Consider the following 13,966-nt stretch of genomic DNA (forward strand, 5'->3'; position numbering starts at 1 on the left):
ACGAGGTGCCTGAGGAAGTAGGACACATGTGATGGCGAACATCGAGGTCTCCGAAACACCGCTGGTGCTCTACGCATTACGCCGCGCCGACGACGCGCTGATCCTCGGCCACCGCCTGTCGGAATGGTGCGGGCATGCGCCGATGATGGAAGAGGACATGGCGCTCTCCAACATCGCGCTCGACCTCATCGGCCAGGCCCGCGAGCTCTACACCTACGCAGCCAAAGCCGAAGGCAAGGACAACGACGAAGACAAGCTCGCCTACCTTCGCGATGTCAGGCAGTATCGCAATCTGCTGCTCCTCGAGCAGCCGAACGGCGACTTTGCCCAGACGATGGTGCGGCAGTTCTTCTATTCCGCCTTCGCCGATCTCTACTGGCGCGCCATGATGACCTCGCGCGATACGACGCTCGCTGCGATTGCCGCGAAGTCGGAGAAGGAGAGTGCCTATCATTTGCGGCATTCCTCGGAGTGGATGATCCGGCTCGGCGACGGCACCGACGAGAGCCATGCCCGCGCGCAAGCTGCGATCGATCATCTCTGGGCGTTCACCGGCGAGATGTTTGCCGTCGACGACGGCGAGCGCGCCTTGATCCATGCCGGTATCGCCGTAGACCCAGGGACCTTGCGGGGTCGCTGGCTGACGACACTTTCGGATGTGATCGGCGAAGCAACGCTCAAGCTGCCGCAGAACGACTGGATGCAGCAGGGCGGTCGCGTGGGCCGGCACAGCGAGCATCTCGGCCATCTCCTCTCAGAGCTGCAATCGATACAGCGTACCTTCCCGGGGCAGACATGGTGACGGTGCTGGAGCCCCATAGCGACCTGCGCCGACGGGCCTGGGATGCCGCGGCGAGCGTGGTCGATCCCGAAATCCCGGTTTTGACCATCGCCGATCTCGGGGTGCTGCGTGATGTCGTCCTCGACGGCGATCAGGTCGAGGTCGCGATCACCCCGACCTATTCGGGCTGTCCGGCCATGAACATGATCGCGCTGGAAATCGAGGTCGCGCTGGAGCGCGCCGGTTTCCGCAGTCCAAAGGTCCGCACCGTGCTGTCGCCGGCCTGGACCACCGACTGGATGAGCGAAGAGGGCCGCCGGAAGCTTCATGCCTACGGCATCGCACCGCCGCAGGCCTCGAATTCACGCCGCGCGCTGTTCGGCGAGCAAGCCGTTGTGTGCCCGCAATGCGGCTCGGCGAATACCGAGCTGCTGTCCGAATTCGGCTCCACCTCCTGCAAGGCACTCTGGCGCTGCAGGGCGTGCCGCGAACCCTTCGACTACTTCAAGTGTCATTGACCATGTCAGCAGTCGCACCACGCTTTCATCGCCTGGCCGTCAACGACCTCCGCCGCGAGGCGTCGGACGCCATATCGCTGACATTCGCCATCCCGACGGAGCTTGCGACCGACTACGCTTTCATGCCCGGCCAATACCTCACACTCCGCACCATGCTGGATGGCGAGGAAGTGCGCCGCTCCTATTCGATCTGCTCCGGCCCCGACGACGGCGAGATACGGATCGCCGTCAAGAAGGTTGATGGAGGCGCGTTTTCGAGCTGGGCAGCGGACGATTTGAAGTGTGGCGACGCGCTGGACGTGATGACGCCCACGGGACGCTTCGGCGTGATCCCGCCGGCCGGCGGCGGCCGCATCCATGTCGGCTTTGCCGCTGGGTCCGGCATCACGCCGATCCTGTCGATCGTCAAGGGCGTCCTCGCGCGCGAAGCCGACAGCCGCTTCTTCCTGTTCTACGGCAATCGCACGACCGACAACATCATGTTCCTCGAGGCGCTCGAAGAGCTCAAGGATCGCTTCATCGACCGCCTCTCGATCTTCCACGTCATCTCGGGCGAGGAACAGGACATTCCGATCCTGCACGGCCGGCTCGACGGCGACAAGGTGAGGGTGCTGCTGCGCTCGCTGGTACCGGCGGAAAGCGTCGATCACGTCTTCATCTGCGGTCCGTCCGGCATGAGCGAGGACATCGAGGCGACCTGTCGCGATCTCGGCATCGCGGAGGAGCGTATCCATGTCGAGCGGTTTGTCTCGGAGTTCGGTGGCAAGCCGCGGCCGAAGAAGATCGTTGCGCCGGACGCGCCGCCGAAAGCGATCGCGTCGCTGATCATCGACGGCAAGCGCCGCGACGTGCCGGTGGCAGAGGACGAGGCGATCCTCGATGCCGCGCTACGCGCCGGTGTCGATCTGCCCTTCGCCTGTAAGGGCGGCATGTGCTCGACCTGCCGTGCCAAACTGGTGGAGGGCGAGGCGCCGATGGACATCAACTACTCGCTGGAACCCTGGGAGCTGAAGGCCGGCTTTGTCCTGACCTGTCAGGCCAAGCCATCGTCGGAGCGGGTCGTGGTCGACTACGACCACGTTTGACAGTTTTAGCCAGGCAGCAGAACATCGTGTCCAAACAATCGGACGGGAGAAGCGCGTGAACGTCAAAGCCGCCTTGTCGCCCGAGGATATTGCCCGCGCCTGCGCCGATGCGATGTGGGCGGAGGACGATGCCTCCAAAGGACTCGGCATGGAGATCGTCGAGATCGGCCCGGGGTTCGCGACGCTGGCGATGAATGTGCGGCCGGATATGGTCAACGGTCAGCGCATCGTCCATGGCGGCTTCATCTTCACGCTGGCCGATTCCGCCTTCGCTTTCGCGTGCAACTCGCACAACGACCGCGTCGTGGCGGCGCAGGGACAGATCACCTTCATCAAGCCGGGCAAGCTCGGCGATCGCCTCGTCGCAAAGGCCCGCGAGGTCACGCGTGGCGGCCGCTCCGGCATCTATGACGTGCGCGTCACCGCCGGCGATACAGTCATCGCCGAATTCCGCGGGCATTCGCGGGTCATTCCCGGAAACTGGCTGCCGGCGCAGGATCAATAAAGGAAAGCAATGATACGGGGAAACGAGGATGGCTCTGACGAGGCTCAAGGAAGGTGGCAACACCTATAAGGCCGAGCTGGATGCGCACGAGCGTGCATCGCGCGACGAGATCATGGCACTCCAGGTGCAGCGGCTGGCCTGGTCACTGAAGCACGCTTACCACAACGTCGCGCACTATCGCAAGGCCTTCGACGCGGCCGGCGTGCACCCGTCCGACTTTCGCGAGCTCTCGGATCTCGCGAAATTTCCGTTCACCGTAAAAACGGACCTGCGCGACAATTATCCCTTCAACATGTTTGCCGTGCCCCGTGAGAAACTGGTGCGCGTGCATGCGTCCTCCGGCACGACGGGCAAGCCGATCGTGGTGGGCTATACGCAACGCGACATCGACACCTGGTCGGACGTGATGGCACGCTCGATCCGCGCCGCGGGCGGCCGCACCGGCATGATCATCCACAATGCTTATGGCTACGGTCTTTTCACAGGCGGGCTTGGCGTGCACTACGGCGCCGAAAAACTCGGCTGCACTGTGGTGCCGATCTCCGGGGGCATGACCGAGCGGCAGGTGCAGCTCATCAACGATTTTCGGCCCGACATCATTACGGTGACGCCGAGCTATATGCTGGCGATCCTCGACGAGTTCAAGCGTCAGAAGCTCGATCCGCGCCAATGCTCGCTCAAGGTCGGCATCTTCGGCGCGGAGCCGTGGACCAATGCGATGCGCGGCGAGATCGAAGATGCCTTCGACATGGATGCGACCGACATCTACGGTCTCTCCGAGGTGATCGGCCCCGGCGTCGCGCAGGAATGCATCGAGACCAAGGACGGCCTGCATATCTGGGAGGATCATTTCTATCCCGAAGTGATCGATCCCGACACCGGTGCGGTGCTGCCCGACGGGGAGAAGGGCGAACTGGTGTTTACATCGCTCACCAAGGAAGCCTTTCCGGTGATCCGCTATCGCACCCGCGACCTGACGCGGCTTCTGCCGGGCACGGCGCGGCCCGGCATGCGGCGGATGGAGAAGGTCACGGGGCGCTCGGACGACATGATCATCCTGCGCGGCGTCAACCTGTTCCCGACCCAGATCGAGGAGGTTCTGCTCGCCACCGACTGGTGCGGCGGGCATTTCATTCTGGAATTGACTCGGGAAGGACGCATGGACGAGTTGACCATCATCGCCGAGGCGCGGCCGGAGAGTTGGGATGGCCGGGGTCTCCTCGACCATGCCGATCGGATCTCAACCCATATCAAGAACACGATCGGGATCAGCTCCAACGTGCGGGTGGTTGCGCCTGCGACGCTGGAACGCTCGCTCGGCAAGGCGAAGCGGCTCTACGACAAGCGGCCGAAGGATTAAGTTGACGGGATTGACTTGACGGATTGACTTGACTGCCCTCAGAGGCGACAAGGCCCGCGAGAAATCGCGGATCTTTTCCATGTCGTCAGCCAATCCCAAAGCCGTCGAGGCGCGCTGCGTCCGCGTCAATGCCAAGGCCGAGAACGCCGCTGGGATTGCACCTCGCGTCGAGCCTCATACGCTCGCGCGCGGTCCGAACGATCTCCTGATCGAGATCAAGGCCGCCGCCGTCAATCCGTCCGACGTCAAGGCCGCGACTGGGCTAATGGCCTATGCCATCTTCCCGCGCACGCCGGGGCGCGATTACGCCGGCGTGGTGATCGACGGGCCGGCCGGTACGATGGGCCGCGAGGTGTTCGGCTCCTCCGGCGATCTCGGCATCCGCCGCGACGGCACTCACGCCAGCCATCTCGTCGTTGAATCCGACGCGGTGGTGGAGAAGCCGAAGACCGTGTCTTGGGAGGAGGCCGCCGGCATCGGCGTGCCCTTTGTCACCGCCATGGAGGGTTTTCGCCGCGCCGGCATTCCAAAGCCCGGGGAAACGGTGCTGGTGTTCGGCGCCAACGGCAAGGTTGGTCAAGCGGCGGTGCAGATCGCGACGTGGCAGGGTGCGCATGTCATCGGCGTGGTGCGCAAGGCGGAACCTTATGAGGGCCACACCAATGCATCCATCGAGGTGATCGACGCTTCCGCGACCGACGTCGCCACACGCGTGCGCGAGTTGACCGATGGCAAAGGCGCCGACATCGTCTTCAACACGGTCGGCGATCCCTATTTCCAGGCGGCGCACAAGTCGCTCGCGCTTCGCGGCCGCCAGATCCTGATCGCCGCCATCGACCGCATCGTGCAGTTCAACATTCTCGAATTCTACCGCGGGCAACACACCTATGTCGGCGTCGACACGCTCGGCCTGTCGTCGATCGCGACAGGCGCTGTGCTGCGTGACCTCGGCCCGGGCTTCGCGAGCGGGCACCTGAAACCGTTTCCGATCAAGGCGAACGCCGTCTATCCGCTCGAACGCGCGAAGGAGGCCTATGTCGCCGTTGCAGGCTCCTCGCGGGATCGCGTGATCCTGAAACCTTGATCATGGATTCGTCTCCACAACTCATCATCCTCGCCGGCCTCGTCGTCGGCCTGGTCTACGGCGCTGTCGGCCTGCTCAGCGGCTTCTGCCTGATGAGCAGCATGCGCGGCTGGTTGTCGGAGGGGGATGGGCGGTTGGTCCGAACCTATGCGCTGGCGATCGCGGTTGCGACCACAGCGAGCCAGTTCCTCGCCGGCACCGGCATGGTCAATCTCGGCAAGTCGATTTACCTGCAACAGTCCTTCTCGATGCCGGTGCTGTTTCTCGGCGGACTTCTGTTCGGATACGGCATGGTACTGTCCAACGGCTGCGGTTCGCGCGCGCTGGTGCTGCTCGGTCGTGGCAATCTCCGCTCCTTCGTCGTGGTGGTCGTGCTCGCCATCGCCGCGCAGATGACGCTCAAGGGCCTGATCGCGCCGGCGCGCATCGCCGTGGTCCAGGCCTCGCAAACCACGGTCAACGTGAATTCGCTGCCGTCATTGTTCGCCATGTTCGGTCCGGCTGAAGCGCTTTCGCGCGCAATGGCTGCTGCTGTCGTTGTCGTCACGCTGATCCTGTTTGCTTTCGCGCACCCAGCGTTCCGACGTTCGCCCGGCCAGATTGCAGCCGGTGTCGTCGTCGGTCTCCTCGTCGCCGGCGGCTGGTTCGTCACCGGCTATCTCGGCGCGGATGATTTCAACCCCGTCCCCGTGACCTCGCTTACCTTCGTCGCGCCGATCGCGGACAGCCTGCAATATGCCATGCTCTCGACGGGCCTGACGCTGAATTTCGGCATCGCGACGGTTGCAGGTGTCTTCGCCGGCAGTCTGGTCACCGCGCTTGCGACGGGCCGTTTCCATCTCGAAGGCTATTCCTCGCCACGCCATATGCTGCGATCGGCGGCTGGCGCCGCACTGATGGGCATCGGCGGCGTGATGGCGTTCGGCTGTTCGATCGGCCAAGGGCTCACCGGCGTGTCGACGCTCGCGCTCGGCTCATTCGTCGCCGTCGCCGGCATCCTGCTCGGCACGACGGCGGGATTGCGCGGGATGCTGCGCGTTCAGCCCTTCGCGGTAGCCTGACCACGCAGCAGGCGATCGCCGAGCGTTGCGAGACCGATGCCGGTGATGATCAGCGCGGCCGCTGTCACCAGACTCATGTCGATCGGCTCGCCCAGCAGGATCGCGGCGCTGGCGATGCCGACGAGCGGCGTTGCGGTGGTGCCGAGCGAGGTCGTCAGGGCCGAGATGCTCTTATTCACCATCGACATCGCCCAATAGGCGAGCACCGTCCCGATCAGCCCGGAATACAGGAACAGCAACACGAGTCTCCACGACCACTCCACATGCGGCAGGCCATCCGCGATGGTCGCGCTCACCGATAGCACGATGGTTGCCACGAGCACTTGCCAGATCAGAAGCTGGAGCGGCGAGGCAATCCAGCGATGGGCGCGGATATAGATAATGTTCGCGGCCCATGAGATCGCGGCCAGGATCACCATGCCGGCGCCGAGCACGACATTGGTGTTGGTCCAGTCGATCGAGGCCGGGTTCAGGATGACGATCAGGCCGATCAGGCCCAGCAGCGCGCCGGCGAGCTTCGGCGCCGTCAAAGTGTCCTTCCCGAGTAGCGGCGCGGCGATCGCGACCCAGAGTGGCGTGGTGTAGCCGAGCACAACGGCCTTGCTCGCGGGTAGGAAGCGCACACCGGCCGCAACCAGGACCGAGAACACGGTCATGTGCAGCAGTGCAACGCTCAGGACCACCGGGATGTCGCGACGCTCCGGAATCATCAGATTGTTGCTGAGCCCGAGGATCACGAACAATCCAGCCAGCGCGATCCAACTCCGGATCGCTGAAGCCCACAGTGGTGGAAGGAATTGGACGAGTTGCTTCGTCACCGACCAGTTTATGCCCCAAGCCAGCACGACGATGAGAAACAGGCCAACGGCTGCGCGGGGGGATAGGGAGTTCATTTCGGAGGTCCTTGAAGCAGTCCAGTCCAGCGGATAGCATCTCGTCTGGCACCTGAAACAGTGCCAGATCGGAAAGGAATAGGGTGCCAGTTCCGGACAGCATGATCTCCGCCCTGATCGACCTGAACCGGGCCGACGACGAGGGGCTGGTGGCTCAACTGACGAGCCAGCTCCGAAGCTTGATCGCGACCGGGCGTCTCGTCAAAGGCCGCACGCTGCCGTCGAGCCGTGGGCTTGCGAGCGATCTCGGCGTCTCGCGCAACACCGTCAGCTATGCGTTCGAGCAACTCGCCGCCGAGGGATATCTCGAAGCCTCGCACGGCCGCCGTCCGATGGTTGCGGTCGACGGCGGCGAGCGCGTCACAGAGGCTGGCGCCGTCGCATCTCGCATACGCCCTGGCAAGCCGCGGCTTTCGCCCTGGGCGTCGAGCCTCACGCAGACCGACTGGCCGATGTCTTATCAGGCGCGACTGAGACCCTTGCGTCCCGGACATGGCGATTTCAGGGAGTTTCCCAACGAGGTCTGGGCGCGCTGCCTGCGCCGCAGCGCTGTGCGCGCGGCGAGGCGCGAGCTCGGACCGGTCAATCGGCCGCGCCTGCGCGAGGCACTGGCGCATTATCTTGCGACCAGCAGGGGCGTGCGCGCGACGGCGGATCAGATCCTGATTCTGCCGAGCGCGCAGGCTGCGCTGACCCTGATCGCGGCCGCCGTCATCACCCCCGGCGACGATGTCTGGGTCGAGGATCCCGGCTATCCCGGCGCCGCGGCCGCCTTCCGCGCATCCGGTGCGCGCGTGATCGGGATGAGTTTGGACGAGCAGGGCATGCAGCGGATTCGTGGCTTGGCGGCCCCGACCTTGATCTTCATGACGCCGTCGCATCAGCACCCGACCGGCCGCCTGATGTCGCTCTCGCGCCGCACGGAGTTTCTTGGCCTGAGCAGGCCCGGCAAGACCTGGATCGTGGAGGACGATTACGACGGCGAATTCCACTATGATAGCCGGCCGGTGCCGGCCTTGCAGGGACTCGATGCCCACGGCCGCGTGTTCTATGTCGGCACGTTCTCCAAGGTCATGACCTCGGATATCCGGCTTGGCTACCTCGTCGTACCGCCGGCCATGGTCGGTACTCTCGAGATCGTACAGCGGCACATCGGACTGATCGCCGCGAGCCACATCCAGGAGGCGCTGGCCGAGTTCATTGCCGACGGGCATTTCCTGGCGCATCTGCGCCGGGTGCGCCGGATCTATCACGCCCGCCGCGATCACCTCGTGGAGGGATTGGAGCGCCATTTGGGCGATGTGCTCTCTGCCGAAGTGCCCCCCGGTGGCATTCAGCTCGTCGCGCGTCTCAAGCGCGGTCGCGCTGATCAGGTGGCGGTCAAGCGGCTGGTCGAAGCGGGCGTTGAAACGCGTGCCCTGTCCGGCTTGGCACTGGGCAGGCCGCGCGACCACGGCCTGCTGCTCGGCTTCGCGGCCTGGCGCGAGAGCGAGATCACCGCGGCGGTGCGAACAATGGCGTCGTGCTTCTAGCGCAGTCGCGCTAATCCACGGCCTTGGTCACGATGCGGATTTCCGACGTCAGCGTCCGGTGCACCGGGCACTTGTCGGCGATCTCCATCAATTTCTTGCGCTGCTCGGGATCGAGCGCGCCGTCCATCGCGATGTCGCGCTCGATCTGGTCGAGCATGCCATCGCGCGTCTCGCATTCCGCGCAGTCTTTTGCATAGATCTTGGAATGCTTCAGTGAGACGGTGACACGATCGAGCGGCAACGACTTGCGGTTGGCATAGAGGCGCATGGTCATCGAGGTACAGGCCCCGAGGCCAGCGAGCAGGAGATCGTAAGGACCAGGGCCGGCATCCTCGCCGCCGGCGGCGACCGGCTCGTCCGCGACGAGCTGATGCGGACCGACGGAGATGGTCTGGTTGAACTTGCTCTTGCGGGTCTCCTGCACCACGACCCGGCGCGGCGCCTCGGGGAGATCCATCGCCTTCGCAGGTTTGGCCGCGTCGATGTACCGGCTCGCCCAGGCCGCGATCACGTCGGCTGCATAGAGCGCGTCGGCCGGCTTGGTCAGGAGATGATCGGCATGGTCGAGCGAGACGAAGCTCTTGGGATGCCTGGCGGAGACGAAGAGCTTCGTCGCATTGTCGATACCGACGGTATCGTCGACCGGAGAATGCATCACCAACAGCGCCTTGTGCAGGCCGGCGACGTCTTTCATCAGCTCGTGCTCGGCGACGTCGTCGAGGAATTCGCGCTTGATCCGGAACGGGCGTCCCGCAAGCGAGACTTCGACCTCACCTTGCGTGCGAATGTCGCCGAGATGCTCTTTGAAAAGGCCGGTGACGTGGGCGGGATCGGATGGTGCCGCAATGGTCACAACCGCCTTGGCTTCCGGGATTCGTCCTGCTGCCGCAAGGATCGCGGCGCCGCCGAGGCTGTGACCGATCAGAATCGACGGCGCCTTGCGGACGCTACGCAGATGATCGGCGGCGCGCACGAGATCGGCAACGTTGGAGGAAAACGTCGAATTGGCAAAATCCCCCTCGCTGGAGCCGAGCCCGGTGAAGTCGAAGCGCAGCACCGCGATGCCCTTGGCGGCCAGCGCGACCGAGATGCGTTTGGCGGCCAGCGTGTCCTTGCCGCAGGTGAAGCAATGCGCGAACAGCGCGAAGGCCCCGGGCTCGCCGTCGGGTAGCTCCAGCGCGGCCGAAAGCTGATGGCCGCCTTCGCCGGTGAATTGAAAGCGCTCTGTCGGCATGGGTTTCCCCCGTTCCTTGCTGAACCTAGTCGCCCGAATAGCGTTGCTCTGCCCAGGGATCGCCGCGGTTATGGTAGCCACGGACTTCCCAGAAGCCCGGCGCGTCCTCGGTCAGGAATTCGATCGACTGAACCCATTTGGCGCTCTTCCAGAAATACAGATGCGGCACGACCAGCCGTACCGGGCCGCCATGTTCGGCCGACAATGGCTCACCGGACCAGCTATGGGCGAGCAATGCGTCCTCGGCGGCAAAGTCGTCCAGCGCGAGGTTGGTGGTGTAGCCATCATGGGAATGCAACACGACGAAGCGCGCGTCCGGGCGCGGCTGGCAGGCCGCGAGCAGCTCGCGCGTGGCGAGCCCCTCCCACTCATTGTCGTAGCGCGACCAGGTGGTGACGCAGTGGATGTCGGAGATGAACTGCGCCTGCTTCTGGGCGGCGAACTCGGCAAAGGTCCAGAACACGGGGTTCTCGATCGCGCCGTAGACGTCGAGGCGCCAGTGCTCGCGCGAAATCGGCGGTACGACTCCGAGATCGAGCACCGGCCAGTCCTTTGTCAGATGCTGACCGGGCGGCAGGCGCTGATCTTCCGGGCGCGTGATCTTGCCTGTCAAAAAGCGGCCCTCGCGCGCCCATTTTTCCTTGGTGCGCGTCAGCTTGCTGTCGGGCGGCTCGTTGTCTTCGGCCATCGGCTACTCGTGGCGGTGCAAGTCCGGCCTCTCCGTATCACTGTTTGGAGAGGTCTACATCGCCTTTCCAAGCAAAAATGGCAACTGGCGGGGGCCTCTGACGGTTCCTTGGGACCAGGTCACCGTGCCTGCCGGATCGAGGGCGAAGTCCGGAATGCGCTTCAGCCATTCCTCCAGCGCAACCTGCATCTCCATGCGCGCAAGGTTCGAGCCGACGCAGCGGTGGATGCCGAGGCCGAAGGCGGCGTGGCGGTTCTCGCGGCGGTCAATTACGACCTTGTCAGCATCCGGAAACATTTTCGGATCCCGGTTGGCGGCCGGGAAGGACAGCAGCACCATGTTGCCTGCCTTGACCGGGCAGCCCGAAATCGTGGTCTCCTTGACCACTTCGCGCGCCATCGTCACCGGCGAATAGGCGCGCAGCAGCTCCTCCACCGCGGTCGGGATCAGCTCGGGCTCTGCAACCAGGCGCTCGCGGTCGGCGGGCGTCCGGGCAAGGTGCCAGAGCGAGGAGCCGATCGCGCTCCAGGTGGTGTCGATGCCGGCAATCAGGAGCAGGCGCAACGAGCCCAGCACATGCGAATCCTCGAGCGGATTGCCGTCCTTGTCCCTGGCATTCATCAGGTAGGAAATCAGATCGTCGGTTGGCTTGTTCTTGCGCGCTTCGATATGGGCGCTGAAATAGGCGCTCATCTCGTGCACCGCCTGGAGCAACGTGTTTTCGTCCTTGATGCCAAGTTCCAGGATCATGTGGATCCATCGGATGAAGAGATCGCTGTCCGTCTCGGGGATGCCGAGCATGTGTGCGATCGCGCGAACCGGAATGTGCTTGGTGTAGCGCTCTGCCGCGTCAAGTCGGCCTTCAGTGATGAAGCCGTCGATCAACTCGTTGCAGATCGCGCGCACCCGCGGCTCCAGCTTCTTCATCGCGTCCGGCGTGAACGGCGGCAGCAGCAATTGCTTGGCTGGCTTGTGCACCGGCGGATCGGACGTGATCGGCGGGGCGGAGTTTCTGCTGGTGATCTCCGGCCGAACGTCCCGGACGATGATGCGGCGCGAGGAGAAATGCTCGCTGTCGTTGGCGATCTCGCGCACTGCCTCATAGGTCGTCGGCATGTAACAGCCGAGGAAGCGTTCGGTATGCACGACCGGGCTTGCGGCGCGCAGCTCGTCCCAAATCGGGAAGGGATCTTCCGTCCATTGCGGATCGGTGTGGTCGAAATCATGGACCCAGTCGGTCACGGGCGGATGGGCGGTGGGCTGGCTGATGTCGGACATCTCGAAATCCCTTGAAATCCCTTGGGGGCTCGTGGTCGCGGAAGGCACGCGGGCAGAAGCGGGCGCGCTACTCCTCGATCACGTCGATCGCGATTTCCGGGCAATTGGACTTGGCGAGCCAGGCCTTGTCTTCGAGGCCGGGCGGGACCGTGCCGTCGCCGGCTTCGTGGGCGTTGCCGTATTCGTCCAGCTCGAACAGCTCCGGCGCCAGCGCCTTGCAGCGCGCGTGCCCCTGGCATTTGTCGGGATCAACGTGAACCCTCAGTCGCTCTGTCATGGCGGCTTCCTCGATCGTGTGCACTCCGGCCCGAAGGCGGCGCGCGCTCCCATTTGAGTTTTTGTTCAAGTTATAGGCTATTACATTCGCCGGCAGGCTTCCCCTGTCAAGCGCAAACTTATAGGCTCTGCGCAACATGCGTTCACAACTTGCCCGCAAGCCCGAGAATACCTACCACCACGGCGATCTCCGCGACGCCTTGATCAAGGCCGCGCTGCGCGAAGCCGAGCAGGGCGGGACGGAGGCGATCAGCATCAAGGCGCTGGCAAAGCAGCTGGGTGTTTCGCAGCCGGCGCCCTACCGGCATTTCGCCGATCGCGAGGCGCTGCTTGCGGCGGTGACGGCGGAGGCGTTCCGGCAGCTCAACGGGATATTGCGGGCGGCGATGGCAAAGCCGTCGAAGCGGTCGAAGCTGTCGCTGCTGGCGCAGGCGACGCTGGATTTCGGCTTACGCCGCAATGGCATCTACCGCTTGATGTTCGCCTCGCGCACGGTGTCGTGTGCGGCGAAAGGCAGCGAGCTGCACGAAGCGACCCGCGAAACCTTTGCGCTCGTGGTCGACGCATTGGAAGCCCCGGCCGTTGATTATCTGCGCGAGCGGCAGGCGCTCAAGATCTGGGCGGCGGTGCACGGCGTGGTGATGCTGGCTGAGCAGGGACTGTTCACCGGCGAGGCGGCCCATGCCACGCGCGAAGACCTGGTCGAGGATTTTGTCAGTGAAACCAAGGCCGCGCTTGCGGCGGCGATCAAAGGCGCGCGGCGCCGGAAACAGGCTGGCGCTTAAGCCCTCGCCGCCAACAGCTTCATCAGCTTCTCGACGGCGCTGTCGGGCGTGGTCACGACAGGGCGGCCGGTGGCTTCTGCCACGAGAGGCGCGGTTGCCGCGATGCTGAACTGCGCGAGCGCGACGACGTCGCAATCGCGCAAATCGCGTGCGGCTTCCACGATCAGCCGGTCATGCGTAGCGCGGTCGCCACGGTCGAGCGCGGCCAGCGCGCCTTCGGCGAGTTTCGGCACGATCTGGACGGAGGCCGGAAATTCCGGCGGCATCGAAGCCAGCGTCGGCGGGAAGGTCGAGAGCAGGCCGATCCGCCGGCCCATCGTCATCGCGCGCTCGATCATGGCTTCGTTCGGCTTGAGCACCGGCATCGGCGCATGTGCGCGCGCAACCGCCTCGATGCAGGAACCGAAGGCCGAGCAGGTGAACAGGATCGCGTCCGCGCCTGTCGCCGCGGCGTAGTGGCCGAGCGCAAGAAAGCGTTCGGTCATGGCATCGTTGAGCTTGCCGTCACGCGCCAGATCCGACGACAGGCTGTCGTCGAGCAGGTTCATCAGCCGCGCTTCCGGCCACACCTTCGCGAACGCAGCTTCGATCGGGGCGATGGAATGCTTGAGGGCGTGGATCAGCGCGATGCGAGGAGACTTCGTCATTGAACGTTACCTGATGGAAGGTCGCGAGCCCCGGACGCAACGCGTCCGGGACACGCAAAACGTTTACTTGAACGGCACCGCGTACATCAAGCCGCCCTTGCTCCAGAGACCGTTGAGGCCGCGCTCGAGCTTGAGCGGGCTCGCCTTGCCGACATTGCGCTCGTAGATCTCGCCGTAATTGCCGGTGGCCTTGATGGCCGTGACCAGCCATTTGTTGTCGAGCCCGAGCCGCGAGCCGA

At 64.4% G+C, this 13,966-nt stretch carries 15 protein-coding genes and 1 pseudogene; 9 read left to right on the top strand and 7 right to left on the bottom strand.

Annotation, left to right across the window (positions count from 1 at the left end):
• Positions 1–31 precede the first annotated feature (31 nt).
• The 7 genes from paaC (at position 32) to IVB32_RS34440 (ending at position 6,394) form a co-directional block, all read left to right on the top strand.
• Positions 32–802: a 1,2-phenylacetyl-CoA epoxidase subunit PaaC gene (gene paaC / locus IVB32_RS34410; protein WP_018457019.1), complete on the top strand. Its 771-nt coding sequence runs from the start codon at positions 32–34 to the stop codon at positions 800–802.
• The gene (gene paaD, locus IVB32_RS34415; RefSeq protein ID WP_018457018.1) at positions 796–1,299 is read left to right on the top strand and encodes a 1,2-phenylacetyl-CoA epoxidase subunit PaaD; all 504 of its coding nucleotides are present in this window, start codon (positions 796–798) and stop codon (positions 1,297–1,299) included. The genes paaC and paaD overlap by 7 nt, the downstream gene beginning before the upstream one ends.
• Before the next feature lie 2 nt (positions 1,300–1,301).
• Positions 1,302–2,384, top strand: a complete 1,083-nt coding sequence (gene paaE, locus IVB32_RS34420; RefSeq protein ID WP_018457017.1) for a 1,2-phenylacetyl-CoA epoxidase subunit PaaE — start codon at positions 1,302–1,304, stop codon at positions 2,382–2,384.
• Between the two features lie 55 nt (positions 2,385–2,439).
• Entirely contained in the window at positions 2,440–2,889 is a 450-nt protein-coding gene (gene paaI / locus IVB32_RS34425) for a hydroxyphenylacetyl-CoA thioesterase PaaI (protein WP_018457016.1), read from the top strand.
• A 28-nt stretch (positions 2,890–2,917) separates the two neighbouring features.
• Entirely contained in the window at positions 2,918–4,249 is a 1,332-nt protein-coding gene (gene paaK / locus IVB32_RS34430) for a phenylacetate--CoA ligase PaaK (RefSeq protein WP_018457015.1), read from the top strand.
• A 79-nt stretch (positions 4,250–4,328) separates the two neighbouring features.
• A complete protein-coding gene (locus tag IVB32_RS34435) occupies positions 4,329–5,333 on the top strand; it encodes a zinc-binding alcohol dehydrogenase family protein (RefSeq protein ID WP_026233282.1) in 1,005 nt (334 codons plus the stop codon).
• 2 nt (positions 5,334–5,335) lie between these two features.
• Positions 5,336–6,394: a YeeE/YedE family protein gene (locus IVB32_RS34440; protein ID WP_026233281.1), complete on the top strand. Its 1,059-nt coding sequence runs from the start codon at positions 5,336–5,338 to the stop codon at positions 6,392–6,394.
• Here IVB32_RS34440 and IVB32_RS34445 read toward each other — a convergent pair.
• Complete coding sequence (locus IVB32_RS34445) at positions 6,373–7,287, bottom strand: DMT family transporter (protein ID WP_026233280.1); 915 nt, start codon at positions 7,285–7,287, stop codon at positions 6,373–6,375. The genes IVB32_RS34440 and IVB32_RS34445 overlap by 22 nt on opposite strands.
• A 101-nt stretch (positions 7,288–7,388) precedes the next feature.
• Between IVB32_RS34445 and IVB32_RS34450 the strand changes: the two genes are divergently transcribed.
• Positions 7,389–8,819: a PLP-dependent aminotransferase family protein gene (locus IVB32_RS34450; protein WP_018457011.1), complete on the top strand. Its 1,431-nt coding sequence runs from the start codon at positions 7,389–7,391 to the stop codon at positions 8,817–8,819.
• 10 nt (positions 8,820–8,829) lie between these two features.
• Here IVB32_RS34450 and IVB32_RS34455 read toward each other — a convergent pair whose 3' ends face one another.
• The 4 genes from IVB32_RS34455 to IVB32_RS34470 all read right to left on the bottom strand — a co-directional run bounded on the left by IVB32_RS34455 (position 8,830) and on the right by IVB32_RS34470 (position 12,296).
• Entirely contained in the window at positions 8,830–10,053 is a 1,224-nt protein-coding gene (locus tag IVB32_RS34455) for a bifunctional alpha/beta hydrolase/OsmC family protein (RefSeq protein WP_204510620.1), read from the bottom strand.
• Positions 10,054–10,078: 25 nt separating this feature from the next.
• The gene (locus IVB32_RS34460) at positions 10,079–10,741 is read right to left on the bottom strand and encodes a sulfite oxidase-like oxidoreductase (protein ID WP_018457009.1); all 663 of its coding nucleotides are present in this window, start codon (positions 10,739–10,741) and stop codon (positions 10,079–10,081) included.
• Between the two features lie 54 nt (positions 10,742–10,795).
• The gene (locus tag IVB32_RS34465; protein ID WP_018457008.1) at positions 10,796–12,019 is read right to left on the bottom strand and encodes a cytochrome P450; all 1,224 of its coding nucleotides are present in this window, start codon (positions 12,017–12,019) and stop codon (positions 10,796–10,798) included.
• Positions 12,020–12,086: 67 nt separating this feature from the next.
• Entirely contained in the window at positions 12,087–12,296 is a 210-nt protein-coding gene (locus IVB32_RS34470; RefSeq protein ID WP_007607931.1) for a ferredoxin, read from the bottom strand.
• Between the two features lie 136 nt (positions 12,297–12,432).
• On the opposite strand from IVB32_RS34470, the gene IVB32_RS34475 reads away from it, so the two are divergent.
• Entirely contained in the window at positions 12,433–13,080 is a 648-nt protein-coding gene (locus IVB32_RS34475; protein ID WP_018457006.1) for a TetR/AcrR family transcriptional regulator, read from the top strand.
• On the opposite strand, the gene IVB32_RS34480 is transcribed toward IVB32_RS34475, so the two are convergent.
• Together IVB32_RS34480 and IVB32_RS34485 are read right to left on the bottom strand one after the other, a co-directional pair.
• Positions 13,077–13,727: an aspartate/glutamate racemase family protein gene (locus IVB32_RS34480; protein WP_018457005.1), complete on the bottom strand. Its 651-nt coding sequence runs from the start codon at positions 13,725–13,727 to the stop codon at positions 13,077–13,079. The two genes, IVB32_RS34475 and IVB32_RS34480, sit on opposite strands and share 4 nt — an antisense overlap.
• Positions 13,728–13,790: 63 nt before the next feature.
• Positions 13,791–13,966 (bottom strand): annotated as a pseudogene (locus IVB32_RS34485) (amino acid ABC transporter substrate-binding protein); the annotation flags it as partial.

Origin of the sequence: Bradyrhizobium sp. 23, assembly GCF_023073295.1 — a bacterium.
Taxonomy (GTDB): domain Bacteria; phylum Pseudomonadota; class Alphaproteobacteria; order Rhizobiales; family Xanthobacteraceae; genus Bradyrhizobium; species Bradyrhizobium canariense_D.